We start from the raw sequence: 23,845 nt of genomic DNA, 5'->3' as shown, positions 1-23,845 counted from the left end.
CGCATGCTTTCGCAGTTAGTTTGCTGCGCAAACTTTGAGGAGTGGTTTTTTGAAATTCAACAAAATAACTGTAATTGCAGCAGCCGTAATGGCTTTGACATTGGTAGCCGGATGTTCGTCTTCAAACAATGGGGTCGGCAAGAAAAAAATAACGCTCGCCTATGTAGCTTGGGATTCTGAAATTTCGAGCACATATGTTGTGAAAGAAGTACTTGAACAGAAGCTTAACTATAAGGTTGATATAATGCAAGTAGACGCGGGTCCTATGTGGGCAGGTGTTTCGGATGGCAGCGTTGATGCCATGGTAGCCGCTTGGCTCCCTACTACACATGCTTCATACGTTGCTAAATATAACGGTAAATACGACGATCTTGGACCAAATCTAGAGGGAACAAAAGTTGGCCTAGTCGTTCCTCAATATATGGACATTAACAGTATTGAAGATCTTACCGATGTCGTTGGCGCTACAGTAGACCATACGATTATCGGTATTGAGCCCGGCGCCGGAATTATGATGTCAACAGAGAAAGCTTTGGATGATTACAAATTGCAGGATAAATGGAACCTGCTCGAAAGCTCTTCCGCAGCAATGACACAGCAGCTTGAGAAGGCGTACGCAAATAAAGAGCCAATTATTGTGACTGGCTGGACACCGCACTGGAAATTTGCCAAGATGGATCTGAAATATCTAGAAGACCCTAAAAATGCATATGGCGGAGATGAGCAAATTCATACGATTGCTCGTAAAGGCTTAGAGGCTGATCTTCCTGAGGCATATAAATTCCTTGATCAGTTTAATTGGTCGCCCGATGATATAGCATCCGTTATGATAAAAATTCAAGAGGGCGAAACGCCTGAAGCTTCCGCAAAAGCTTGGGTTGAGCAAAACGCTGACAAAGTTGAAGCGTGGATAAAATAATATAACGTCACTAGAAATAAGAGCATTTACCGAGAGACTGAGGTCTCATGAGTAAATGCTCTTCTTCTATATTAATCCAAGCAGAATGGCTGCAGACCAATCGGCAATGGCGCTGGGCGCTCACAGGTGCTCTTCATAACATAATGTACCCCTTGCTCTGATGCGTCATGGAAGCCGTGCATCGCTTCAAGCACATGATAAGCGAGCTCACCGTTCGCACGATGCTTCCGGCCCGTCTGAATCGCTTTAGCCATATCAGCTGCACCGACTCCGCGAGCGTTTTCTGTGTATCCATAAGCATGCGGAATCGTGGACCATTCATTCGATCCTGCTCGCCAAATTTTGATTTCACCGCCAAATCCATTCGGATCTGGTACTAGAAGCGTGCCTGCACTTCCATATATTTCGATGCGAGGCAGCATGGAGCCGCCCTTCACGTCAAAACTCGTCAACAGCGTGCCGATTGGACCCGATGCAAAATCCATCACTCCTGCTATATGGGTCGGTACTTCCACCTCGACCTGCTGGCCGTATTTCGGCTTGCTTGTAATCGTTCTTTCAGGGAAGGTGATGCGTGCCGAGCCTGTCACACGAGTAATTGGCCCAAGGAGTGCAACAAGTGCTGTTAAATAGTACGGGCCCATGTCGAACATTGGACCGCCGCCCTTTTGGTAATAAAATTCAGGAGCTGGGTGCCATGATTCATGTCCGCCGGAAACAAAGAATGCCGTCGCACCGATTGGCGTACCGATCCAGCCATCCTCAATCAGCTTAATGCTTGTTTGGATACCGCCGCCAAGGAATGTATCCGGCGCGCTGCCAACATAAAGTCCTTTACGCTCAGCGAGTTCAAGTACTTGCTGCGCTTCCTCACGGGTTACAGCGAACGGCTTCTCTACGTAAACATGCTTACCTGCTTCTAGAGCTTGCAAACATACGGAAGCATGCGCCTGAGGGATGGTCAAATTGATAATCATTTGAATTTCCGGATCAGCAAGCATTTCCTCCACAGAACAGCCTCGAACGCCAAACTCCTCGCCTTTCGCTTTTGCCCGAGCTACATCCAAATCTGCACAAGCTACAACCTGCAAGGCATCAAAGCGATTCCCGTTTTCGAAATAAATACCGCTAATATTACCTGTTCCAATAATCCCAGCTTTAATTTTTTCCATAATCTCGAATCCCTCTTCTCATATCCTAAGATTATAATTCCAATTTACAGTTGATTATCCGCCATACCGCTATAAGCCGCAGAAGCCGCACCTGCTTCTAATGCTTTTGCTTTGCCTTCCGCACACCATAAAAAGCCGCGTCTCATGAGCTCCTTCACAGTAGGAATATCCATAATATTGGCTTGATGACCAAGCGAGTTATAATAAACCCGTCCTACACCCCATCGCTTCGTCCATACAACAGGCATATCGACTGCTTTGTTAAGAGAGTGAGGTCCCGGCGTCAGTGGAAATCGTGTTGTCGCGAGCACTTCGACGGCAGGATCTACATGCAAATAATATTGTTCGGTGCTAACAACAAAGTCTTCGATGCCTTCCGTAAGTGAACTTGATGAATTTGTAATATTTACGGTATATTCAAGACCATTATTGCCAGGGTGAGCGACCCATTGTCCTCCGGTCATGAACTGCCAGTCTACATTATCACGAAACGAATCGCACATTCCGCCATGGCATCCTGCCAAACCTACACCGCTTTGAACCGCTGCCGACACATTATTAACGAGCTCTTGCTCAATGCGTGCCATCGTCCAAACCGGAACGATTAGATCCAGACCCAGCAGCTTATCTGCATCCGCGAAAGCCTCCAGCGTATCGGATACCTCTACCTCAAAGTCTTCAGCAGCAAGTACCCCACGAAATATTTCTGCTACCTCCTTCGGCTGATGTCCATCCCAGCCGCCCCATACGATTAACGCTTTTTTCATTAAATTCTCCTGCCTCTCCCAAGCTCATAGCATCTCCATATTTTACTTACGATAATTCGCTAATAGCTACCCAGCGCCGTTCTGCAATTGAACGGTCTACCGCTTCTAGAACCTCTTGGCATTTGACACCATCCACAAAATTCGGTACCGGCTGACGATCCTCAGCAAATGCTTGCATCAGCTCATGCACTTCATGCGTGAATGTATGCTCATACCCGATTGTGTGTCCTGCTGGCCACCAAGCATCCATGTAAGCATGCGACGGGTCCGTTGCAAGTACACGGCGGAAGCCTTGTACATCTTCTGCATCATCTGCAAAATAAACCTGAAGCTCATTCATTCGCTCAAAATCGAATTTGATGCTTCCTTTACTGCCGTTAATTTCAAAAGCATTCGTACAACGATGGCCCGCTGCAAAACGAGTCGCCTCGAAGCTGCCTAGCGCGCCGTTAGCGAAGCGTGTCATGAACAACGTAGCATCATCGACTGTAACCTCTCCAACCGGTCCACTCTCGCTGCCTTTGGCGCTGAGACCTGTCATCGCTGAAGCAATCGGCCGCTCTTTCACAAAAGTCTCATTCATTCCGATAACCTCGTTGAATTCGCCGACAAGGAACCGAGCCATATCAATCAGATGAGCTCCTAAATCACCATGAGAGCCGGAGCCTGCAATTTCCTTCTGCAGTCGCCATACGAGAGGGAAGCTGGGATCAATAATCCAATCTTGCAAGAAAACTGCGCGGAAATGATAGATTTCACCGATTCGTCCGTCAGATACTAGTTTCTTCGCCAGCTGAACTGCAGGTGCGAATCGGTAGTTAAAGCCTACCATATGCTTCACGCCAGCCGTCTCCGCAGCTTCTAGCATTTCACGAGAGTCTTCAAGAGTAAGTGCGAGCGGCTTCTCACAAAAGATATGCTTGCCAGCTGCAGCGGCTGCAAGAGCAATTGCTTTATGCGCATCACTTGGCGCATTGATATCAATCAAATCGATATCATCACGATTAATGAGATCCTTCCAATCCGTTTCTGCGCTATCCCAGCCGAATTGTGATCTTGCATGCTCCAAGCCTTCTGGATCACGACCGCAAATCGCAGTCATTTCCGGTTTAATCGAATTTGGAAAAAACATCGGAAGCGCGCGATAAGCATTGCTGTGAGCCTTCCCCATAAACTTATATCCAACCATGCCAACTCTTACTTTATCCATAAAAACCCGCCTCTCTTAAGATAAGACCTATTGTTTATTCCCAGATGTCTCTCTGACTACCATGCTCACAGGCAGCAAATCCCGATCAGGCTCCGTCGACTCGCCGATCTGTTCTGGGTCGAGCAGCCTTGCAGCCGCAAGCTTACCCATCTCGTAAAAAGGCACAGATACAGTTGAAAGCCGCGGGCTAATAATACGAGAACCGTCTGAGTCGTCATATCCGACTAGCGCATAGTGTTCACCAGCTTCAAGCCCGCGCTCCCGCAATCCTTGCATCAGTCCGATGGCCATTCGATCATTCGCTGCAAATATCGCATCGATTCTGCCGCCTTTGATCTGCCCCGCCAATTGCTCCGCAAGCCCATAGCCGCTCTTGCGGCTGTAGTTGCCGTAGTAGACTAGCTTCGGCTCGTAAGCTATCCCCGCTTCATCGAGCGCAGCTTTATATCCATTTAGCCTGTCAAAGCTATTGGAATATTGCATCGGTCCATTTACAAATGCAATGCAATGTTTGTCCTGTTCCACCAGATGCTGAACTGCTGACTTACTGCCTGATACATGATCCGCATCTACCGTCTTATAAAGCTCCTCGTCAAACCGCTGATTCACAAGGCAGAAAGGAAAGTTCTCTGCCTTCAGCTCAGCAAGCGCAGCTCTTTCTTCTGGGATATTCTGAGAGCCAAGTACGATACAAGCATCAATCTTATGCGTGCGAAACAGCTTAGCGTAATCTCGCACGCCGTCTGGTTCTCTGAAGATAAGCAACAGGTCATAGCCGCAGCGCTTCGCTGTTTCACCTATTCCGCTTAATATTTCTGAAAAATAGTAAGTGGAGAACAAATGAACCTTTGGAACGAAAGGTAAAATGACGCCGATATTCCCGCTCTTCCGCCTGGCGAATTGCTGTGCCAGCGCATTAGGAACGTATCCCAGCTCCGTTGCAGCCTGCAATACGCGTTCTCGCGTTTCCTCTTTGATCGGGCCGACGTTATTCATTACTCTTGAAACCGTTGCCTCAGAAACTCCGGCGAGCTTCGCTACTTCTTTCCTGCTAATAATCATGAACCTCCTGAAAAACTCATATGCTAAGTTGTAAATTTCGTTTAATGTACACGCGTACATTATTGCATGAAAACGTTTTATCGTCAATAAAAAAAAAACGATCCAGAACGTTTACCTTTGCGTTCTAAATCGTTTTTAAGTATTTTCCACACAGTACTCTAACTATTTCTTAGCAATATCATTAATCCACTCATAAACAGCGGACAACGCGTTTGCATCTTCACTCATGTTCATTTTATCGATATAGGATATTCGATTTTGGTACAAGCGCTCGACACTCTCCGTCAATGTCGCTGCTGTCAGCTTCTCTTCATACAGAACGTCTGCATAACCCGATTTCTCGAAAGACTGGGCATTCAAAATTTGATCGCCTCGGCTCTGCTCCCGCGTAAGCGGGATGAGCAGCATCGGCTTCTTTAGAGATAGAAATTCAAAAATAGAATTCGAGCCTGCACGAGAGATAACAAGATCCGTCATCGCAAAAATATCAGGCAATTGTTCATTTACATATTCAAATTGCTTATAGCCTGGCATTACAATCGATGGATCAACCTGGTTTTTACCGCATAAATGAACGATTTGAAAGTTTTTTGTCAAGCTTATAAGTGCCTGCCTGACGGTCTGATTTATTTTACGCGCACCTAAACTTCCGCCCATAATGAGAATGACTGGCTTGTTTTTTGTAAAGCCGCAGAAGGATCTTCCCAGGTCACCATTCCCCTGCTTCACTTCCTCACGTATAACAGCTCCTACATGTCTGCTTTTGTCAGCCTTCAACATTTTGCCCGTCTCTGGAAACGTCGTGCATACGCCCGTTGCGAAAGGAATCGATAGCCGATTAGCGAGTCCTGGCGTCAAATCCGATTCATGAATGAGCAGCGGCACCTTGTTCAACCATGCGCCAATGACGACTGGCACGGAAACAAATCCGCCTTTGGAGAAGATGACATTCGGTTTATTTTTCTTAATGAGACGATATGCTTGATAAAGACCCTTTACCACCTTGAATGGATCTTTAATGTTCTGAATATCAATATACCTTCTCAGCTTCCCCGTTGATATCGGATAATACTTGACCTGCGGAATCGTTGCGATAAGCTTCCTTTCAATACCGCTCTCCGAGCCAATATATTGGACAGACCAACCCTCTTCCAAAAAATGCGGGATCAAGGCCATATTAACGGTAACGTGTCCGGCTGAGCCTCCCCCGGTGAACATAATTGTTTTCATGAATGACTAGCCACCTATCGTTTTTTATCCATTTATTATACGGGTAAACATTTGTTTTAGCACTGATATTGATAACGATGTAAACAAAAGCATCCTCAGCCGCATGCGCTGCTGCGCGATTGGCTGAGGATGCTTCTAGCTTACTTATATCCCTACCTTTAAGGCGCGGTTTCCAGAAACTTAGATGTTGGATTCTTGTCTATTGCCGTACGCATCGCATATTCATTCTCGAACAAAACAACATAGTTGCCTTTCTTGTCCTTCACGAGCGTCGTATTAATACGGAATTTGCCTGGATCAATATTATCATCGACAATCCAACGTGCAAATTGGAACTGCATACGATGCAGTTGAACTTCTACACCGTACTCTGCTCTCATTCGATGCTCGAATACCTCGAATTGCAAATGACCGACAACACCGAGAATCGTCTCGTCGAAGTTGCCCGTAGAATGGAACACCTGAATGGTGCCTTCCTCTGTCAGCTGGTCGACGCCTTTTTGGTATTGCTTATGTTTCAATGCATTTTTAACTGTCACTTTAGCAAAAATCTCAGGTGAGAATGTAGGGAGCTCGTCGAACACGACTTCGCCGCCTTGCGATAAGGAATCGCCAATTCGGAAAATACCTGGATCAAACAAACCGATAATATCACCAGGATAAGCCGTATCAACGATATCACGGTCCTGCGCTAGAAACTGCTGCGGCTGTGCAAGCTTAATGTCTTTACCGTTACGCACATGGCGAACACTCATGCCGCGTTCGAATTTGCCGGAGCAAATACGAAGGAAAGCAATTCGGTCACGATGCGCCGGGTTCATATTCGCTTGAATTTTGAAAACATAGCCCGTGAACTTCTCATTCGTCGGTTCAATTTGACCCGTCGTCGTGTTGCGTGACGCTGGCTTAGGCGCGAGCTGCAGGAAGTTTTCTAGAAAAGTTTGCACGCCGAAGTTGTTAACCGCGCTCCCGAAGAAAAGAGGCGTCAACTCGCCCGCTTGCACCTTCTCGTAATCAAATTGATCTCCTGCGACGTCAAGCAGCTCAAGATCGCCAATAAGCTGATCAGTTAAATAATCTCCAGCCATCTCACGGATAAGCGGATCATTATAATCGCTAACAGGGCGAACCTCTATTGTCGAATGATCATTGCCTTGGAACAGCTCAACCTGTGTTTTCATTCGGTCATAAACACCGCAAAGCTCACGCCCCATGCCGATTGGCCAGTTCATAGGAACTGCGCGAATGCCTAGGACACGCTCAAGCTCCTCCATTAATTCAAATGGACTTTGCCCTTCACGGTCTAGCTTATTAATAAAAGTAAAAATCGGAATGCCGCGTTTACGGCAAACTTGGAACAGCTTGATCGTTTGTGCTTCCACACCTTTGGCAACGTCGATAAGCATGACGGCGCTATCGGCTGCGGTAAGTGTACGATAAGTATCCTCACTGAAATCTTGGTGACCAGGTGTATCGAGAATGTTGACGCGATGTCCCAAATAATCGAACTGCATTACGCTCGACGTTACCGAGATTCCACGCTGCTTCTCAATTTCCATCCAGTCAGATGTTGCATGACGGTTCGCTTTGCGCGCCTTGACTGACCCTGCAAGCCGAATGGCTCCTCCGAATAGGAGGAGCTTCTCAGTAAGGGTTGTTTTTCCTGCATCCGGGTGAGAGATAATCGCAAATGTACGGCGCTTATCTACTTCCTGTTTAATTTCTTTACTTAACGATTCGCTCATTCTTGTCTTCCCTTCATTACGTAAGGTATACGGCAGCGCTTATTTCCCGCTGTTCGAAACCCAAATGACGTTATCTTCATCTTGACCATTAACCGGCCACCAATGGAATCCATCTTCTTTAAGCATTTCATCCGCTGCTTCCGGCCCCCATGATCCAGCTGGATACAGTTTCAAATCACTTTTCTCCTCACGCCAAGCTTGTGCGATGCGATCCACGAATGCCCATGCTTGAGAAACCTCATCCCAACGCGTGAAATAAGTAGAATCGCCGCGGGCTGCATCATGAATGAGCCGCTCGTAAGCTTCTGGCGTGTTTAAGCCGATTTGGCAGCTTTGGCAAAATTCCATTGCTACCGGCTGAACTGAATTGTTTTGGCCTGGTGTTTTGGCATTTACTTTAATATATATGCCTTCAATCGGGTTCACGCGAATAACAAGCAGATTAGGTGCTAAATCATGACGCTGCGCGAATAGGACATTTTGCGGCATCGATTTAAACTCGATTACGACCTCAGTCGTTTTTACTGGTAGACGTTTGCCCGTTCTAATATAGAATGGCACGCCAGCCCAGCGGAAGTTATCGACGAATACTTTTGCAGCAAAATAAGTTTCAGTCGTAGAATCCTCAGCAACCGAGTCCTCTTGACGGTAACCAGGAAGATCTTTGCCATGATGGCTGCCTTCGCTGTATTGACCGCGGACGACGTGTGAGCGAACTTCATCACTTGAGGTATAGTTACGCAGCGAGCGAAGCACCTTTACCTTCTCGTCACGAATATCCTCACCATGCAGGCGGCTAGGCGGCTCCATCGCAATCATCGTAAGCATTTGCAGCATATGGTTCTGACCCATGTCACGCAATGCACCCGATTTGTCATAATAGCCTCCGCGATCCTCTACACCAACCGTTTCAGATAATGTGATTTGAACGTTAGCAATATGGTTATTATTCCACAAAGGTTCGAAAAAGGCATTGGCAAAACGAATAACTTGAATATTTTGAACCATTTCTTTACCAAGATAATGATCGATACGATAAATCTCTTCTTCCTTGAACACTTGGTTAATCTGTTCGTTCAGCTTTTGAGCTGATGGAAGATCGTAACCGAAAGGCTTCTCGATCACGACGCGATGCCAGCCGCTCGACTCAAGCAAACCGCCGTCACGCAAATTGAATGATACGGGTCCGAATAGAGATGGCGCAAGCGCCAAGTAAAAGAGACGATTGCCGGGAATATTGAATTTCACATCAAGCTGCGCAGACAATTTGCTAAGCTCACGGAAGCCTTCTACATCGTTAATATCTAACGACATATATACGAAGTGCTCTGCAAAACGATTCCAAAGCTCAGCATCGTCCGCTTTATAACGACAAAATTCTACAATCGACTCGTACAGGTCCGCACGAAATTGTTCATTTGTACGAGGACGTCTAGCTAGACCAACAACGGCAAAATTTTCCGAAAGCTTGCCTTCTTTATATAAACTGAAAAGGGCTGGAAACAGCTTGCGCCGTGCCAGATCGCCCGTGGCTCCGAAGAGGTAGTATACAGCGCCCTCGGCGGAAACGGATTCAAGATTATTAGTATATGTCATTTGCCTCATTCTTTCCCTATGTATTTTTATACAGCTTTACATGATATGTAGTTTAGCATATTCATCTTTAATTCGCTATTCAACATGTCATAAAAAATACTGATAAGATCCGATACTTCTTCTAATCACAGCAATAATAGCTACTCGCTTTCGGCTGCAGGCGTGCTGTATTCGCCTGTAATGACAGGTACTCCCATTGTCAGAGCGGTTTTATCAGAATTTGTCTCTTTATGTAGAGCAATTTGCAAATTTGCTGTTTTTCCTTTTTCGACAGTAATGGCTGAATGCAATTTAGATGTATACAACATATCACTGATCGTTCCTTTATCTTCATAATGATCCACCGATTTGGCATCAGCTAGCCTTACAATACGCTGAATCGCTTGACTATGTTCCGTATAACCCTGAACCTTCATGCTGCTTGTAAACGCTGGAGAGATGAGCGCAAGCTGCTTCGAAACACCCGCTGTCGCTTGAAATAGCACTTTTTGAGTCGTTAAATTATTATCCGATGTATCAAGCAAAATCATAAGCTGCTCGCCGTGGCTGTCTGCCTGCGTTAGATGGATTGACAGTTTCCCTCCGTATCTCGGAATAGTGCCTGTTACCGTTTGACCCTCATTTTGAATATAAATATCGCTAACCTCTCCTTGTTCCTCATAAAAAAACTGTTGAACAAGCTCCTTCATGGAGCCTTCCTTACCCGTTACATTCCATCTAATTGTCCATTTCGCTCCCTCAGAGCCACTGCTGAACTGATTATCGCTCCATAACCATAGTGCCTCCAAATCGTGCTGAAGCAGCTGTTCTGCTGCGGTCGCTTCCCGAGGTGCCCTGTCTGCTTGCCACATCGCCCAAGCTGCACACAGCAAAATAACGATGAATGCAACAATGATGCCCACCCTCGTTTGTTTGGCACGCTGCTTTGCAGACTTACGATGACGCACAGCGGTTGTTTTATTCGGAATATACATCATTTGTCTCTCCTGTCCTCTTCGGAATGGGTAAACATCCATACACATGAGCCTGTAGGTGAATACACTGGTGGCAGGAATATACAAGTACAATACTCAAAGCGTAATTCTCAATAAACGTAGGAGGTGTCATTAGCAAATGGAACGCATTTATCCATTACATGAGGAAGTCATTAGTCAATTTTGCGGATATCCCGTATGCGTGATCATGAATGACGGCATGCGTCATATAGGCATACTTAGCTCCTGTGGGGGCGGCAGAGTGCTGTTAAACTCAGAATCGGAACAGACAGATGCCAATCTAAACAACGCGCAGCCGCAGGTTCCAAAAAAGAAAAAGGGTGGTAAAGGTAAAAAAGAGTCTCTTCATAAATCCGTATCTGTAAAGCCACAGGCACAGGCACAAACCCAAGCCTATCCATATGATCCTTACTATTATGGAGAGCAGCCTTACTGTCCATGGGGTACAGCGCTCGCTCTTGATTTAGCATCTATCGCATTCTTGTTTCTTATACTTTAAGCGGCGAAGCGGCGAGCTCAGCGGAGATGCGCCGCTTTTCTCATTTCATCTACCCTGCTGACAGGTTTCGCCAGTCTTTTTACTGACGGTATAGTATGCTGACGCTGTTGAGTTAGAGAGGAGTTTGATTATGAGTTCATCTATAAGGTCCATTAGAAGCATAGAACGATCAAATACATATTCACCTGTACAAAGAGTCCGTTCTTACGCTTATTATCCTTATCGCGATGGAGAAGCTCAGCAAGCATCCGATTACAATCGAACTTGGAATACGATGTTTCATCAAGCTGCTAACAGCGTCACATCCTGGCTGCAAGAAGTGAAGCAAGCGCAGCAGAGTATTGACCGAATCACCCGAAATATTAGCAACGAATTGCATACAGACAAGCCTATCGATAATAGCTTGTACAGCCTCACTACAATGCTCAATCATATTGAAGCTCGCTATAATGAGCTTGCCGATGATTTAATACCCGAGTTATGGCAGAGCATTGAACTAGCTTTAAGACATCCCGCAGCCGAAGAAGTTGGACTGCGGCGCAGTGGACGGGACGGCAAGTGGAACATCAATCCGAATAATATCGCACCTATTATCAAAGAAACAATACGTTCAGATGTTCCCATGCGTATGCATCGACTGCTTCTCGGATCGGATGGCATGCTGAATGGCTTGAAATACGCACTTGGCTATGCCCAGCAGCAAAAGACGGTTGATCTTCTGCAGTCTCCGTTAACATCGGCCCTGCCTTATGCCGCTTACCACAATTCGATGCAAACCTACTCGCCGATTCCATATGTTGGTTTATTATTGAATAGATACCTTTAATACACTTGTTTATATACAGTATGTGATATATTCGGCTCATCACACAGAATTTCCTTCCAATTCATTTATAAATATCCCTTTATTTGTTTTAACTATAATTTGACGGTAACAGAATAACATCCAAGAGTTGTCCCGCTTCAGCCCCCTTTGAACCCGAAGGGATGACCGCTAATCCATCCGCATCAGCGATCGAGGCCATCATGCTCGATTTCGTAAACGCAAGGGGATCTGCAAGCAGCGTTCCGTCCGGCATGCTGATCAGCTTAGTTCGGACGAAACGATCATGCGGACTGGGCTTATCAACAGCCGTCGCAAGCTTTGCTCTGACTATCCGCGGCAAAACATCTTTAGCGCCCTGTATACGCAGCAGCGCCGGACGAACGAATAACTCAAATCCAACATAACAAGCCCCTGGGTTTCCCGATAATGCAAACAACAGCTTACCGTTCAAGACTGCTGCTGACGTTGGACTGCCCGGCCTCATCGCAACCCGGTCGAATAACAATTGTCCTGCTGCTTCGTTAGTTAACTCATTGCTGTTCTTTATCGATCGTATGATATCAGACATCACATCAAAATCTCCCACAGATACGCCGCCAGTCGTAATGACTAAATCAACGTCAGTCCAAACGCTCGCAAGCGCAGCCTCTACCGCATCGCTCTCGTCAGGCAATAACCCGCACAGGATCGGCACTGCGCCGCTCTGCTCAACCATAGCCGCGACCATCCAGCTATTGCTGTCGCGGATCTGGCCCGGCGCGAGCGGCGCCTCAACCGGCAGCAATTCGCTGCCGGTCGCGAATATCGCAACGCGCGGGCGCTTGCTCACCGCCACCTCGGCATAGCCGAAGGTGGCGAGCAGCGCAACATGGCCCGGCCGCACGATCGTGCCGGGCAAAGCCAAAGCGCCCCCAAGGCGAAACTCCTCGCCTTGGGGCGCAATGTGCTGGCCGGCCGCGCCGGCGTGCTTAATCAGCACCGCCACTGAACCATCGGCCAGCATCGCTTCCGCGGTCTGCTCAAGCATGACGACCGCGTCAGCCCCTGCAGGCACAGCCGCGCCCGTCATGATGCGCACGGCTGTGCCCTTCCGCACGGTTGTAAGGGCGAGTTCGCCCGCTGCAACCGAGTCAATGACGCGAAGCGTCGCCGGTGTATCCGGCGACGCTTCCGCTATATCTGCCGCGCGCACGGCATAGCCGTCGAGGCCCGAGCGCGCGAAGGGCGGCCAATCGCTTGTCGCAGCTATCGCCTGCGCAAGCCTCCGGCCGCCGCTGGCCGGCAGCGGCACAAGCTCGCTGCCGAGGCTTAGCCCTTCCGCAGCTGCAAGCACCCGCTGCTGCGCTTCTCCAACCTTGACAGCTTGCCGATTGAACCGGCCGCTCTTATTTCTCACGCTCATCCCGCCGCTTTCAGTCATCTCCATGACTATCCCCCGCTCCATTCGCTGCCAAATCAATATTTCAACAGCTGATTTAGCATCCATTTTACATTGTATGATAAACTATTAGCAATTAAAGTTATCGAGCCTTGTGAAGGAGAATCTTATGCAATTAATCGTTCAAATCGTTGGATACAAAAATACCGGCAAAACCACATTGGTTTGCCGGCTGATTGAACTTTTCAAACAAGCGGGATATAAGGTTGGAACTATCAAACGTGACGCGCATGATTTTCAAATCGATACACCTAATACAGATACGTGGAAGCACCAAGAGGCCGGAGCAGATTTAACAGCGATCACTTCCGCCAATCGCACAGCGATCATGAAGCAGCATACCGAATCGCTCGATCAGCTGATTCATCAAATGGCTGAAGCGAATGTCATTATAATCGAGGGTTTTAAAAATGCATCTTACCCAAAAATCATTATGATTCGTACGATTGCAGATTTAGAGCTGTTGCAAAGTGTATCGAGCCCTCTTGCAGCAGCTGTTTGGCCAGAAGTCGATTCTTCAGTATTAGCCCACTCCACTACTCCCGCTATAGATGTGAATGATAGCAAGCAGCTGTTCCAACAAGTATTGTCGCTTTCCTTGGCTCGATAGCTGCTTATTTACTCTGCAATTCCCTGCCTATGTGCATAGATTGCTGCTTGCGTGCGATCATCCACATCGAGCTTATTAAAAATATTCGTAATATGAAATTTCACTGTTTTCACGCCAATAAACAGCTCGTCGGCGATCTCTTGATTGGATCGTCCCTGAGCTACCCGCTTCAGTACATCCATCTCCCGCTCAGTCAGCTCATCATGCAGCCGTGCTTGCTCCTGCTGCTTCGGTTGACGGAAGCGATTCATCATTTTGGCAGCCACCTGCGATTCCAGCACCGATTGACCGCGTGCAGCGGCACGTATGGCATCAGCTATCTCCGTAGCTCGTGACGTCTTCAGCAAGTAGCTGAAGGCTCCTGCTTCAATAACCGGGTAAAGCTTACTGTCATCCAAGTAGCTAGTTAATACGATAACCTTGCATTCAGGGTACAGCTCCAGCAGCTTTGCTGTCGTCTCGACACCATCCATGCCATCCATGACTAAATCCATAAGAACAACGTCTGGTCTGTACGCCTGTGCTAATCGAATGCCGTCCATGCCGTTGCTAGCTTCACCGACAACCTCAATCCCATCCTCGGTATCCAGCACCGCTGCAAGTCCGATGCGCACCATTTCATGATCATCTACCAGCAGAACCTTTATCGGCCGACTCAATTGCTCAATTGCTTCCACACCATACACCGCCTTCATTTTTTCGTAAAGCTTTATTACTCTTCATTCTTTTACTATATGCTCTTATTACACATCTACAGGCACCCAAATTAGAATGAGTGTTCCTTCACCAGGCTTGGAAACCATCTGCAAGGAGCCTCCAATCTCAATAACACGCTCTTCCATTGTGAGCAGCCCATAAGACGTTTGCTTCTTCGCCTCAAGATCAAATCCAACGCCGCTATCATGCAAGCTCATATGCACTTGGTTCCCAGTGCGAATCAACTTAATATCCATACTGTCCGCCTTGGAATGCCTCAATGTATTTGATAATGCTTCTTGTGCGATACGGAACAAATGATCCTCGGCATTTGGAGGAAGTAAAATCGTGTCATCCACTTCAAGTGAAATCGTCATCGGTACTTTCTGCTTCAGCTCATCCACTAGAACAGTAAGCGCCTGCCCTAAATTTTTTCCGTCCAAGTGGACGGGCCGAAGGTGCAGCAGCAGGGCGCGCATTTCTGATTGTGCTACAGCTGCCATTTCTTCAATAAGATGTACCTGACGCTTCGCACGCTCCCAATCTCGATCAATTGTCCGGCTAACAGCAGTCGCTGTCATCGATATGGCAAATAACTGCTGACTTACCGCATCATGCAGCTCGCGTGCCAGCCGCTGGCGTTCTTCAATTACTGCGGTGAATTTGACCTTCTTCGCCCAATTAGGATCGACCTGCTCCTGCTCTGATATTTCGTTGTCTGCCGTCTCCCCATTGCTTAACGTAACTGTAAATCGACGTTTCTTCTGCTGTTCCGTCAGCCGCTTCAGCGATTCCTTCAACTTCGAGTTTTGCAAATAACCATTCAATGTTGCGGCAGCTAAGCCTGCACCTACGAAGGTTAATCCGATGACCGCCCATTTTCCTTGAAGCGTAAATAGATCAACATAGCCAATTCCTTGCAATATGATAACAACCAAGCTGATAATAATAACTAGCCACAATATCGTTTCCGTTATATGTCGTTTGCGGGCCGCATGATTCGGCTGGTTACTTTTATTGCCATGCTCCAAAACGGCTCACTTCCTTCTATGTACTATTTTAACATTTTTGTGCTTCAAAAAAAACATATGAAAGAGCAGACCGTAAACGGTCCGCTTCTTTCATTGTCCAGTATCTTATTCTTCAGTTGGAACTTTCGTTAAAGAGGTTGTTGGGTTTAGCTTGTTTTTCAGAGCCTGAAGCTGCTCATCCACTCTATTTTTCTTCTCAGCATCAGCTGCACTGAAGCTGTTCGAAACACCGCTATAAGTGGAAGGTGTACGCAGTACATCAGCTTCAGCTTCCATTTGCATAATCTTCTCTTCCATACGAGAGAAACCGCGCGATGCAGAACCGCTGTCAATCGTACTGTTTGTAGTCAATTGCGCCATTTGTTTTTGTACTTTAGCTACTTGTGCACGAGAAACAAGCTCATTGCGCTTGTTGCGAAGCTGGTAGAACTCTTCTTTCATGCCGTGCAGCTGTTGCATCAATTCCTCAGCTTGAGTCTTCGCTTGGGCATGCAAGTCGATATATTCCGTTACCTTCTGATCGAAATAAAGCTTTTCTTCGAGCAGCTTGCGAGTATGGTCTTCTTGACCCGCTCTTAGAGCCGCTTCTGCTTTGGATTCACGATCCGCCGCGCTGCGTACTGTCTCTTCCAGACGCTGCTTCATCCGGCGTTCATTAGCCATTTGCTTAGCTACAGTAACTTCTGCTTGATGAATTTCAGACTCCATATCACGAAGGTATTGATTCAGCATAATAATCGGATCTTCTATTTTGTCGAGCGCCTCATTTACCGATGCCTTAGTCATATCTTTCATGCGTTTGAAAATTCCCATATTAAAAATCCCCCTTCTCATATTTAGCAATTTTGGCTTTCAACTCTTCGATTTCACGACGCAGTGCTTTTTTCTCCAAATCATCCATCATACTATCGAACTGAGACGATGTAGTTGGCTGAGATGCGGGGCCTGGTGTATTCCATGAGCCCGGTGCTTGCGGCGGGTTTCTGTAAGGACCGCCGAAAGTTGAATTTACTTGTTGATCTAATCCTGGATTGTACCCTCCGCCAAAACCATTTCCGTTGCTGTAGCCATTTGGCCCAAAGCCCGAATAGATCGGCGGCTCTTTAGGAACGACTAAGCCTGCAATAATGTAGATCAGAATAACAGCGCCGCTTGTAAAAATCGTAACGACTATAAGTAAGATCCGCAGCAGAGTCGCATCAACATTTAACATTTCTGCTAGTCCGCCGCAAAGACCGAATAATTTCTTATCGCGGGAAGATCTATACAGTTTCTTCAAGACGACCATCCTTCTTTCTCAAGCTTTCGCTTCAACTGCTCAAGCTCTCGTTCTATAACGGAATGCAACGTGTTGCCCGCTTCCGTTACGAATTCTTGGCCCATTTTACGAATGTCGCGTAAGCTTTTGGCTTCATGCTCCATCCCGCTTATACGATCCTCCAGCTTTCTAAACACAGCACCCGATTGAATGCCTTGATCACCGAAGCCGCTTGTAAATCGGCTGTTCATCCGTTGTTGAAGTCTTAACGATTCCATACGAGCCGCATAATATTCTCGCTTGTCATACACCGATTGGTATTCACTGCGCATCTCACGAAGCTGCTCTTCAAGATCAATCGTATTCTGGCGGCTTTGCTCGAACAGCTCACGATATTGATGGGAACGTTCTTCACAGCTTGCCTTCTCATGAAGAGCAATTCTTGCCAGCTGCTCCTCGCCTGCTTTCAGAGCCGTCAACGCTTGATTCTCACGACGTTCCTTCTGCTCTTCGGCCTGCAGCCACTGTGCTTTCAGGTGATTGCTATGTCCAGCGTACTGCTGGTACAGCTTCTCGGCCTGTATAATATCTTCTCTAGTAGACCAGAGGAATTGATCTATCAATTTAACCGGATCCTCTGACTTCTCGAGCCGTTCATTTAATGTTGCAACAGTAATATCGCGAACTCGCTTCATAATACTCATCCAATGTCCTCCTTAACGTTTTGCGGTGCAAAACCGGTTTGTTCCACTCTTGCTTTCTATTATTCGCGCAATTAGTAAGCTCTGCGTTTATCTTTCTTAAAGAGGCTCACTCCGGCAACAATTAAGCCGATTGCCAGAAGCAGCAAGATGATGCCGCCCAGCTTGCTGAAAATCATCATTCCGCCAATTGCGATAAGTATTCCGCCAAGCCATTTCTTGTTGTTCATCCAACCGACGACACCCAATCCGATTAGTATGAACGGGAGCAAGAATCCGAATATTGCGCCAATATGAATACCGAGAAAATTAAGTACTGCGATACTGCCGACGATCACGAGCAGAACGCCTAATGCGCTTTTTCCATTCATCCCTATTTCCAACTCCTTTCGACATTTCGTATTTAATCATTTCTCTGTTTCTTGTCTTGCGTGTGTCGTTCTTGCCTATGTACCTAGTTTAGATCAATTTATCCTTTTCTAAAACGGACTTTCGGCGGTTTTCGAACTGGACTTAGGTCGAGTCAACAGCCCGCCTCAGGGGGGTGAAACCAGGTTTATCTCACTAATTTGCAGCATTTCATTCCGTCTTCTGGAAGTAATCCAAAAATGCCGACCAAGCAATAATCGCATGGCCGGCATCTACCTTTAAAGTTCAACTTTCTTTTTTAATAAATAAATCATTAGCAATACATAACCAGCAGCAAAGGCCGTCTCCAATAGAAATGGTCCTAGTAAAAAATCCATTTGCAGTGAAGATCCAATGGTTATCGCCGTCTCAGTCGTTTGCGGAACATTTACTGAAACAAAGCCGATTTCATTATCGTTTTGCACAAATAGTTTCGATGATATCCATGAAGTGATAATTTGTATGGCGAAGAAAAAGAGAATGCCTATCCAAGTATTGTTCTTCATACGAAAGCTGCGAGCAACTGTAATCGAACAAAGAATGATTAGCATAAAAAATGTGTACATCCAAAGGCCGGTTATAGCTATGTTGATAAGTGAAGCCTTTTGAAAAGAAACATGATCTTTCAATTGACTAATATCCATCCCCGAATAAGCTAAAAAGAGTGGCACATGAATCACAGCAATGATCGTGACCATTAGCAAGACTGCCCAACCTAACAAAATGGAAGCTCCAATCCCATGGATGGGATGCAGTGGAAGCAGCATTCGACTGTATGATTTAATGTTGCGATCAAACGTTCTGCAGCAGTGGATGAATAACAATACCATAGCCATTATATAACCGAATATGCTAAGTACGATAAGAAGTGCTTCATCCCAATTCTTTGTTACTCCGGCGATAGTGAGCACTGCTTCTACAACAATCAATATGGCCAGCGTGCTGAGAATACCATCGCTGCTTCTCTTCCAATCGTATTTCAACAGCTTGATCATTCTCCGAATACCTCCTTAAACATTTCATCTACACTTTTCCCATGAGTCACACGTATATTCTCTACCTCATCCTGCAGAACAATTTTACCGTCACGTATAAAAATAACTTCATCGAAGATCCGCTCAATGTCGCGTACAAGGTGAGTCGAAACGACCAGGCTGCTCTCCTCGTTATAATAGTTAACGATCGCATCTAATATCTTTGTTCTTGCTACTGGATCTACTCCGCCTATTGGCTCATCCAGTAAATATAACTTTGCGTTTCGCGATAATGTGAGTGTGAGCTGAAGGCGTTCCGTCATGCCTTTGGATAATCCGGATACACGATCTCTTTTATTTAGTTTCATGAAAGCAAGCATTTCACTAGCTTTCTTTGCATCAAAATCGACATAAAAATCTTTATAAAAATCTATCGCGTCCTCTACTCGCATCCAGCTTTCCGTCAGAGGTTTATCAGGCATAAAAGAAGTTACTGCCCTTGTTTCCATGCCCACAAGTTGACCATCAATGTACACAGAGCCTGAATCAGCGTGAACGAGCCCAGCAGTGATTTTCATCAACGTGCTTTTACCGCTGCCATTGCTTCCTAGCAGACCAATAATCTTACCAGGAGCTATCGATAGCGACACTTTGTCTAAAGCCTTCTTACCGGCATATGACTTCGAGACATCTGTAAGCTGCATTATACTTTCCACGATTTCTTCACTCCTTCTCTTTATCCTCTTGGTTCACTGCCTGTGAAACGATTGTCACTATATCGTTACTTTCAAAGCCAAGCTCCTGCATACCTTGTATGAATCGGCCGAGCAAATCTCCAGCCATCTCTTTTTTGATATCCATAATTTTCGACTCCTCACTCGTTACGAATCGTCCAAGTCCACGTCTCGTTTCAACAATTTGTTCGCGTTCAAGCTCCTGAAAGGTTCGTTGTATCGTATTGGGGTTGATTTGCAGCTCTACTGCCAGCTCTCGTACTGCCAGTATTTTATCACCAGCCTTCAATTTTCCAATAACGATCTCTTTCTTAATATAATTCATGATTTGCAAGTAGATCGGCAAATTATTATCGAATTCTATGCTCACCGTATGTCCAACTCCTCTCCACTGCCCTTTCTAACATGCTGCATGTTAGGCAATATCCCTTTTTTTAAAGGTTACAAAGCTTACAACTAGAAACAAGCTCACATACACTGCACAAATGACGCTTGGAAATAACATTCCACCCGCTGCAGAATCTCTTCCATCAAACAACGATAGATCCGTATTCATAAAAAGTAAATATTTTGAGAAGTCATAGTTCGACAATAACATTTTCAGTAAGCCCTCTAATAAAACAGCGGTCATTCCTATACCTATAGTTGCACCAGAGGATCTTGTTAATATGCCAAACATAAACGCTAAGCTTACATAAATGGACGTATAAACCGTTTGAAAGAGTACTGCCTTCGCGACATCCAACCATGCTTCTTTGTCTCCTATAGACTCAGCTCCGAACGCTATTCCACCAGATACGAGGGCTACAGCTATCGTGAATATAATGAGTGAGCAGACGAATAAGATCGCTGTTACGTATTTAGACGCTAAAATCTTGCTTCTCCCATGTGCTCGTATTAGCAAAAATTTAACTGTGCCTAATTGATGTTCCTTTGCAACGATTCCTGCTGTGAATATGATAGCGACAATCGTTACAATTTGGCCGACTCCATTCGTTGACATGATTGATGCAACAAATTCAAGCATCGAGGGCATTTGTTCATAAGCCATCTTCCATATTAGATAGGTGAATCCTGATACGGTCAGGAGCATAACTGCATATGCAATAAAGAAACTCTTTTTCTTGGACATTTTCAACCACTCATTTACTAATAAACCGCCAAAATTAAGCAATGCGACTACCTCCAGTCCATTTCAAAAACTCATCCTCAAGTGATATCTTTGTTTCTGTAATCCTATAAATTTTAATTTGTTCTTCACTTAGTTTGGCTACCAGCTGAGGAATAAGCTCGTTCTGTAGAGCTAGTTCAAGCTCTCTTCTTTCTGCAGATACCTGGATAACCTCCACGCCTTCCATAGCAGCGGATACTCGACCTGCTTGCTCGATATCATCCACTCGGATAACTACCGATAGCTGTTGTGAGTCTTCCTTAACTTCACTCAGTGAACGATGAGTCACATATTTACCTTCCTGAATGACGACCACCCTGCTGCACATGAGTTCCATTTCCGAAAGTAAGTGGCTTGATACAAGAATTGATATTCCTTCTTGGACTGCAATTTGCTTCAAATATTGTCTCATTTCACGAATGCCTGCAGGATCTAAGCCATTAGTCGGCTCATCAAGTATGAGCAAGGATGGATTATCTAATAATGCTTGTGCAATACCTAGACGCTGTCTCATACCGAGTGAATAAGCTTTTACCTTCTTATTCATAGCTGCTTCCAAACCTACAAGCTCAGTAACTACTTTTATCCGCTCGTCAGTTATCCCAGTTGACATTCTCTGATACTGCTTTAAATTATCATAACCGGTCATATACGGATAAAACTCGGGGTTTTCAATTATAGCTCCTATGTGCCGGATAGCGCTTGTGAATTCATTCCGTATGCTCTTCCCTTGAATGAACACGTCGCCCTCTGACATTTCAATCAAGCCAACAATCATTCGAATTGTCGTTGTCTTTCCAGCTCCGTTCGGACCAAGCAAGCCGACAACCTCACCCTTATGAATATCAAATGACATTCGATCTACGATCGTTTTATCCGCAATTCGCTTCGTTACGTTCTTTAAAGATAGAACAGGAATCGAATCCTTAGCTTCAGAAGTTAGTTTTATCATATCTTTACCTCCAGTGTATCTGTGTGTTAGTTAAATAGTACACTAGGGTGTTCGGAATGTAAATAGTCAATTTCTAGAAACTTTGTGTCTACATAAAAACACAAAAAAACCCTTAAGATCTAAGTGATCTTAAGGGTTTGTGTTAGAAAATTTGGTGCCGATGAGAGGACTCGAACCTCCACGGTTTCCCTCACGATTTTGAGTCGCGCGCGTCTGCCATTCCGCCACATCGGCAATTTAGTAAAGATGGCGTGCCCTAAGAGATTCGAACTCCTGACCTTTTGATTCGTAGTCAAACGCTCTATCCAGCTGAGCTAAGGGCACATATTGTGTAACATTGAGAAATCTGTGGAGGCGCCACCCAGACTCGAACTGGGGGTAGAGCTTTTGCAGAGCTCTGCCTTACCACTTGGCTATGGCGCCAAATTAATGGAGCGGAAGACGGGAATCGAACCCGCGACCCTCGCCTTGGCAAGGCGATGCTCTACCGCTGAGCCACTTCCGCATATAAATGGCTGGGGATTCAGGGATCGAACCTGAGAATGACGGAGTCAAAGTCCGTTGCCTTACCGCTTGGCTAATCCCCAACAAAATACGTGATGTTGATTTAAAAATAATGGGGCGATCGAGGGGAATTGAACCCCCGAGTGTCGGATCCACAAACCGATGCGTTAACCACTTCGCCACGACCGCCATATTCAAGTATTCTATTGGCAGGGGCAGCAGGAATTGAACCCACACCAAAGGTTTTGGAGACCTTTGTTCTACCTTTAAACTATGCCCCTAAAAAAATGGTGGAGGATGATGGATTCGAACCACCGAACTCAGAGAGAGCAGATTTACAGTCTGCCGTGTTTAGCCACTTCACTAATCCTCCATATGGTGCCGTCGAGAGGACTTGAACCCCCAACCTACTGATTACAAGTCAGTTGCTCTACCAGTTGAGCTACAACGGCATATTTACTTGTACTACTTACATCAAACAAATGGTGGCTCGGGACGGAATCGAACCGCCGACACGAGGATTTTCAGTCCTCTGCTCTACCGACTGAGCTACCGAGCCTGATGTTTCTTTTAAGAAAGTGGCGGAGCTGACGGGATTCGAACCCGCGGTCTCCTGCGTGACAGGCAGGCATGTTGGGCCACTACACCACAGCTCCACATCATGATCTCGGATAAATCCGAATGGTAAAGATTTTTGGTTGCGGGGGCAGGATTTGAACCTGCGGCCTTCGGGTTATGAGCCCGACGAGCTACCGGGCTGCTCCACCCCGCGTCGTTATTATTTATTAAATGGTGGAGGATGACGGGATCGAACCGCCGACCCTCTGCTTGTAAGGCAGATGCTCTCCCAGCTGAGCTAATCCTCCGTGCTAAGCGACCTTTATATCTTATCATAGGTCTTTGTTGCTTGTCAATCTTTTTTTTGAAGAAAAGTTGGTGACCCGTAGGGGACTCGAACCCCTGTTACCTCCGTGAAAGGGAGGTGTCTTAACCACTTGACCAACGGGCCTTACTGGCAGAGAGGAAGGGATTCGAACCCTCGAGACCCGGTTAGAGCCTACACGATTTCCAATCGTGCTCCTTCGACCACTCGGACACCTCTCTACAATGGCTCCCCGAACAGGACTCGAACCTGTGACAACTCGATTAACAGTCGAGTGCTCTACCAACTGAGCTATCAGGGAATATTAAGCATTTTCAAAGCAAATTGCGCCCTGAAAACTGGATACGAAAGATAGGTTTGCTGAAACCTTTATGCTGCTGTCTACCGGATGTATGGGTCACGGCAAACGTGTTTAGGATAAGCCCTCGACCGATTAGTATTCGTCAGCTACACACATTGCTGTG

24 protein-coding genes, 16 tRNA genes and 1 pseudogene are annotated in these 23,845 nt (G+C 46.1%); 4 read left to right on the top strand and 37 right to left on the bottom strand.

The window, feature by feature from the left end:
* Positions 1-49: 49 nt before the first annotated feature.
* Positions 50-919 carry a glycine betaine ABC transporter substrate-binding protein gene (locus AC0YN6_RS29185; protein ID WP_475751580.1) on the top strand — a complete coding sequence of 290 codons (870 nt, stop codon included), beginning with the start codon at positions 50-52 and terminating at the stop codon, positions 917-919.
* 71 nt (positions 920-990) lie between these two features.
* On the opposite strand, the gene AC0YN6_RS29180 is transcribed toward AC0YN6_RS29185, so the two are convergent.
* From AC0YN6_RS29180 to AC0YN6_RS29145, 8 genes are all read right to left on the bottom strand, one after another.
* Positions 991-2,091, bottom strand: coding sequence for a Gfo/Idh/MocA family protein (locus AC0YN6_RS29180; protein WP_475751578.1), 1,101 nt, complete (start codon positions 2,089-2,091; stop codon positions 991-993).
* A 44-nt stretch (positions 2,092-2,135) separates the two neighbouring features.
* Positions 2,136-2,858, bottom strand: a complete 723-nt coding sequence (locus AC0YN6_RS29175; RefSeq protein ID WP_475751576.1) for a ThuA domain-containing protein — start codon at positions 2,856-2,858, stop codon at positions 2,136-2,138.
* 46 nt (positions 2,859-2,904) lie between these two features.
* Positions 2,905-4,068 (bottom strand): Gfo/Idh/MocA family protein, encoded by a 1,164-nt coding sequence (locus tag AC0YN6_RS29170; RefSeq protein ID WP_475751574.1) that lies wholly within the window; start codon positions 4,066-4,068, stop codon positions 2,905-2,907.
* A 27-nt stretch (positions 4,069-4,095) separates the two neighbouring features.
* Positions 4,096-5,130, bottom strand: a complete 1,035-nt coding sequence (locus AC0YN6_RS29165; protein WP_475751572.1) for a LacI family DNA-binding transcriptional regulator — start codon at positions 5,128-5,130, stop codon at positions 4,096-4,098.
* Positions 5,131-5,292: 162 nt separating this feature from the next.
* Positions 5,293-6,360: an undecaprenyldiphospho-muramoylpentapeptide beta-N-acetylglucosaminyltransferase gene (locus AC0YN6_RS29160; protein ID WP_475751570.1), complete on the bottom strand. Its 1,068-nt coding sequence runs from the start codon at positions 6,358-6,360 to the stop codon at positions 5,293-5,295.
* Positions 6,361-6,518: 158 nt separating this feature from the next.
* Entirely contained in the window at positions 6,519-8,105 is a 1,587-nt protein-coding gene (locus AC0YN6_RS29155) for a peptide chain release factor 3 (protein ID WP_475751568.1), read from the bottom strand.
* A gap of 39 nt (positions 8,106-8,144) precedes the next feature.
* Positions 8,145-9,701 (bottom strand): glucose-6-phosphate dehydrogenase, encoded by a 1,557-nt coding sequence (gene zwf, locus AC0YN6_RS29150; RefSeq protein ID WP_475751567.1) that lies wholly within the window; start codon positions 9,699-9,701, stop codon positions 8,145-8,147.
* A 140-nt stretch (positions 9,702-9,841) separates the two neighbouring features.
* Positions 9,842-10,678 carry a YwmB family TATA-box binding protein gene (locus AC0YN6_RS29145; RefSeq protein WP_475751565.1) on the bottom strand — a complete coding sequence of 279 codons (837 nt, stop codon included), beginning with the start codon at positions 10,676-10,678 and terminating at the stop codon, positions 9,842-9,844.
* Positions 10,679-10,814: 136 nt separating this feature from the next.
* On the opposite strand from AC0YN6_RS29145, the gene AC0YN6_RS29140 reads away from it, so the two are divergent.
* Entirely contained in the window at positions 10,815-11,195 is a 381-nt protein-coding gene (locus tag AC0YN6_RS29140; protein WP_475751563.1) for a hypothetical protein, read from the top strand.
* Between the two features lie 130 nt (positions 11,196-11,325).
* Positions 11,326-12,021: a hypothetical protein gene (locus AC0YN6_RS29135; protein ID WP_475751561.1), complete on the top strand. Its 696-nt coding sequence runs from the start codon at positions 11,326-11,328 to the stop codon at positions 12,019-12,021.
* A gap of 88 nt (positions 12,022-12,109) precedes the next feature.
* Here AC0YN6_RS29135 and AC0YN6_RS29130 read toward each other — a convergent pair whose 3' ends face one another.
* Together AC0YN6_RS29130 and AC0YN6_RS29125 are read right to left on the bottom strand one after the other, a co-directional pair.
* Positions 12,110-12,919 carry a molybdopterin molybdotransferase MoeA gene (locus AC0YN6_RS29130; RefSeq protein WP_475751623.1) on the bottom strand — a complete coding sequence of 270 codons (810 nt, stop codon included), beginning with the start codon at positions 12,917-12,919 and terminating at the stop codon, positions 12,110-12,112.
* A 6-nt stretch (positions 12,920-12,925) separates the two neighbouring features.
* A pseudogene (locus tag AC0YN6_RS29125) lies at positions 12,926-13,423 on the bottom strand (gephyrin-like molybdotransferase Glp); the annotation flags it as partial.
* Between the two features lie 145 nt (positions 13,424-13,568).
* Here AC0YN6_RS29125 and mobB point away from each other — a divergent pair.
* On the top strand, positions 13,569-14,069 hold the full coding sequence (gene mobB, locus AC0YN6_RS29120; RefSeq protein ID WP_475751559.1) for a molybdopterin-guanine dinucleotide biosynthesis protein B: 501 nt from the start codon (positions 13,569-13,571) through the stop codon (positions 14,067-14,069).
* A gap of 8 nt (positions 14,070-14,077) precedes the next feature.
* Here the strand turns inward: mobB and AC0YN6_RS29115 are convergent, their stop codons facing one another.
* The 27 genes from AC0YN6_RS29115 to AC0YN6_RS28985 all read right to left on the bottom strand — a co-directional run bounded on the left by AC0YN6_RS29115 (position 14,078) and on the right by AC0YN6_RS28985 (position 23,682).
* A complete protein-coding gene (locus AC0YN6_RS29115) occupies positions 14,078-14,728 on the bottom strand; it encodes a response regulator (protein ID WP_475751621.1) in 651 nt (216 codons plus the stop codon).
* Between the two features lie 84 nt (positions 14,729-14,812).
* Positions 14,813-15,796, bottom strand: coding sequence for a sensor histidine kinase (locus AC0YN6_RS29110; protein ID WP_475751558.1), 984 nt, complete (start codon positions 15,794-15,796; stop codon positions 14,813-14,815).
* Between the two features lie 105 nt (positions 15,797-15,901).
* Entirely contained in the window at positions 15,902-16,609 is a 708-nt protein-coding gene (locus AC0YN6_RS29105; RefSeq protein WP_475751556.1) for a PspA/IM30 family protein, read from the bottom strand.
* Position 16,610: 1 nt separating this feature from the next.
* Positions 16,611-17,084, bottom strand: a complete 474-nt coding sequence (locus tag AC0YN6_RS29100) for a PspC domain-containing protein (RefSeq protein WP_475751554.1) — start codon at positions 17,082-17,084, stop codon at positions 16,611-16,613.
* A complete protein-coding gene (locus AC0YN6_RS29095) occupies positions 17,072-17,758 on the bottom strand; it encodes a PspA/IM30 family protein (protein WP_475751553.1) in 687 nt (228 codons plus the stop codon). Before AC0YN6_RS29095 ends, AC0YN6_RS29100 begins: the two co-directional genes overlap by 13 nt.
* Positions 17,759-17,829: 71 nt before the next feature.
* The gene (locus AC0YN6_RS29090; protein ID WP_475751551.1) at positions 17,830-18,126 is read right to left on the bottom strand and encodes a LiaF transmembrane domain-containing protein; all 297 of its coding nucleotides are present in this window, start codon (positions 18,124-18,126) and stop codon (positions 17,830-17,832) included.
* Positions 18,127-18,402: 276 nt separating this feature from the next.
* Positions 18,403-19,158, bottom strand: a complete 756-nt coding sequence (locus AC0YN6_RS29085; protein ID WP_475751550.1) for a hypothetical protein — start codon at positions 19,156-19,158, stop codon at positions 18,403-18,405.
* Positions 19,155-19,853: an ABC transporter ATP-binding protein gene (locus tag AC0YN6_RS29080; RefSeq protein ID WP_475751548.1), complete on the bottom strand. Its 699-nt coding sequence runs from the start codon at positions 19,851-19,853 to the stop codon at positions 19,155-19,157. Before AC0YN6_RS29080 ends, AC0YN6_RS29085 begins: the two co-directional genes overlap by 4 nt.
* A gap of 7 nt (positions 19,854-19,860) precedes the next feature.
* Entirely contained in the window at positions 19,861-20,241 is a 381-nt protein-coding gene (locus AC0YN6_RS29075) for a GntR family transcriptional regulator (protein WP_475751546.1), read from the bottom strand.
* Between the two features lie 45 nt (positions 20,242-20,286).
* Positions 20,287-21,045 carry an ABC transporter permease gene (locus tag AC0YN6_RS29070; RefSeq protein WP_475751544.1) on the bottom strand — a complete coding sequence of 253 codons (759 nt, stop codon included), beginning with the start codon at positions 21,043-21,045 and terminating at the stop codon, positions 20,287-20,289.
* Complete coding sequence (locus tag AC0YN6_RS29065) at positions 21,038-21,994, bottom strand: ABC transporter ATP-binding protein (RefSeq protein WP_475751542.1); 957 nt, start codon at positions 21,992-21,994, stop codon at positions 21,038-21,040. Before AC0YN6_RS29065 ends, AC0YN6_RS29070 begins: the two co-directional genes overlap by 8 nt.
* 152 nt (positions 21,995-22,146) lie before the next feature.
* A tRNA-Leu gene (locus AC0YN6_RS29060) sits at positions 22,147-22,228 on the bottom strand.
* 13 nt (positions 22,229-22,241) lie between these two features.
* A tRNA-Arg gene (locus AC0YN6_RS29055) sits at positions 22,242-22,318 on the bottom strand.
* Positions 22,319-22,343: 25 nt separating this feature from the next.
* Positions 22,344-22,417: transfer RNA gene (locus AC0YN6_RS29050), tRNA-Cys, on the bottom strand.
* 7 nt (positions 22,418-22,424) lie between these two features.
* A tRNA-Gly gene (locus tag AC0YN6_RS29045) sits at positions 22,425-22,499 on the bottom strand.
* Between the two features lie 7 nt (positions 22,500-22,506).
* Positions 22,507-22,581, bottom strand: a tRNA-Gln gene (locus AC0YN6_RS29040).
* Between the two features lie 30 nt (positions 22,582-22,611).
* A tRNA-His gene (locus AC0YN6_RS29035) sits at positions 22,612-22,687 on the bottom strand.
* 18 nt (positions 22,688-22,705) lie between these two features.
* Positions 22,706-22,779, bottom strand: a tRNA-Trp gene (locus AC0YN6_RS29030).
* Between the two features lie 7 nt (positions 22,780-22,786).
* Positions 22,787-22,871, bottom strand: a tRNA-Tyr gene (locus AC0YN6_RS29025).
* A 3-nt stretch (positions 22,872-22,874) separates the two neighbouring features.
* A tRNA-Thr gene (locus AC0YN6_RS29020) sits at positions 22,875-22,950 on the bottom strand.
* Between the two features lie 31 nt (positions 22,951-22,981).
* A tRNA-Phe gene (locus AC0YN6_RS29015) sits at positions 22,982-23,057 on the bottom strand.
* Positions 23,058-23,077: 20 nt separating this feature from the next.
* Positions 23,078-23,154: transfer RNA gene (locus tag AC0YN6_RS29010), tRNA-Asp, on the bottom strand.
* Positions 23,155-23,193: 39 nt separating this feature from the next.
* Positions 23,194-23,270 (bottom strand) — tRNA-Met (locus AC0YN6_RS29005).
* Positions 23,271-23,288: 18 nt separating this feature from the next.
* Positions 23,289-23,364, bottom strand: a tRNA-Val gene (locus AC0YN6_RS29000).
* A 68-nt stretch (positions 23,365-23,432) separates the two neighbouring features.
* A tRNA-Glu gene (locus AC0YN6_RS28995) sits at positions 23,433-23,507 on the bottom strand.
* 4 nt (positions 23,508-23,511) lie between these two features.
* Positions 23,512-23,602, bottom strand: a tRNA-Ser gene (locus tag AC0YN6_RS28990).
* 4 nt (positions 23,603-23,606) lie between these two features.
* Positions 23,607-23,682: transfer RNA gene (locus AC0YN6_RS28985), tRNA-Asn, on the bottom strand.
* Between the last annotated feature and the right edge of the window lie 163 nt (positions 23,683-23,845).

The sequence above is a fragment of the Paenibacillus sp. J22P15 genome (genome assembly GCF_056269345.1).
This window is presented reverse-complemented; position numbering and strand designations above follow the sequence as displayed.

Coding starts and splice junctions, on each gene's coding strand:
- AC0YN6_RS29180 (WP_475751578.1), bottom strand. CDS start 2,091: ATGGAAAAAATTAAAGCTGGGATTATTGGAACAGGTAATATTAGCGGT.
- AC0YN6_RS29175 (WP_475751576.1), bottom strand. CDS start 2,858: ATGAAAAAAGCGTTAATCGTATGGGGCGGCTGGGATGGACATCAGCCG.
- AC0YN6_RS29170 (WP_475751574.1), bottom strand. CDS start 4,068: ATGGATAAAGTAAGAGTTGGCATGGTTGGATATAAGTTTATGGGGAAG.
- AC0YN6_RS29165 (WP_475751572.1), bottom strand. CDS start 5,130: ATGATTATTAGCAGGAAAGAAGTAGCGAAGCTCGCCGGAGTTTCTGAG.
- AC0YN6_RS29160 (WP_475751570.1), bottom strand. CDS start 6,360: ATGAAAACAATTATGTTCACCGGGGGAGGCTCAGCCGGACACGTTACC.
- AC0YN6_RS29155 (WP_475751568.1), bottom strand. CDS start 8,105: ATGAGCGAATCGTTAAGTAAAGAAATTAAACAGGAAGTAGATAAGCGC.
- zwf (WP_475751567.1), bottom strand. CDS start 9,701: ATGACATATACTAATAATCTTGAATCCGTTTCCGCCGAGGGCGCTGTA.
- AC0YN6_RS29145 (WP_475751565.1), bottom strand. CDS start 10,678: ATGATGTATATTCCGAATAAAACAACCGCTGTGCGTCATCGTAAGTCT.
- AC0YN6_RS29140 (WP_475751563.1), top strand. CDS start 10,815: ATGGAACGCATTTATCCATTACATGAGGAAGTCATTAGTCAATTTTGC.
- AC0YN6_RS29135 (WP_475751561.1), top strand. CDS start 11,326: ATGAGTTCATCTATAAGGTCCATTAGAAGCATAGAACGATCAAATACA.
- mobB (WP_475751559.1), top strand. CDS start 13,569: ATGCAATTAATCGTTCAAATCGTTGGATACAAAAATACCGGCAAAACC.
- AC0YN6_RS29105 (WP_475751556.1), bottom strand. CDS start 16,609: ATGGGAATTTTCAAACGCATGAAAGATATGACTAAGGCATCGGTAAAT.
- AC0YN6_RS29100 (WP_475751554.1), bottom strand. CDS start 17,084: ATGGTCGTCTTGAAGAAACTGTATAGATCTTCCCGCGATAAGAAATTA.
- AC0YN6_RS29095 (WP_475751553.1), bottom strand. CDS start 17,758: ATGAGTATTATGAAGCGAGTTCGCGATATTACTGTTGCAACATTAAAT.
- AC0YN6_RS29090 (WP_475751551.1), bottom strand. CDS start 18,126: ATGAATGGAAAAAGCGCATTAGGCGTTCTGCTCGTGATCGTCGGCAGT.
- AC0YN6_RS29085 (WP_475751550.1), bottom strand. CDS start 19,158: ATGATCAAGCTGTTGAAATACGATTGGAAGAGAAGCAGCGATGGTATT.
- AC0YN6_RS29065 (WP_475751542.1), bottom strand. CDS start 21,994: ATGATAAAACTAACTTCTGAAGCTAAGGATTCGATTCCTGTTCTATCT.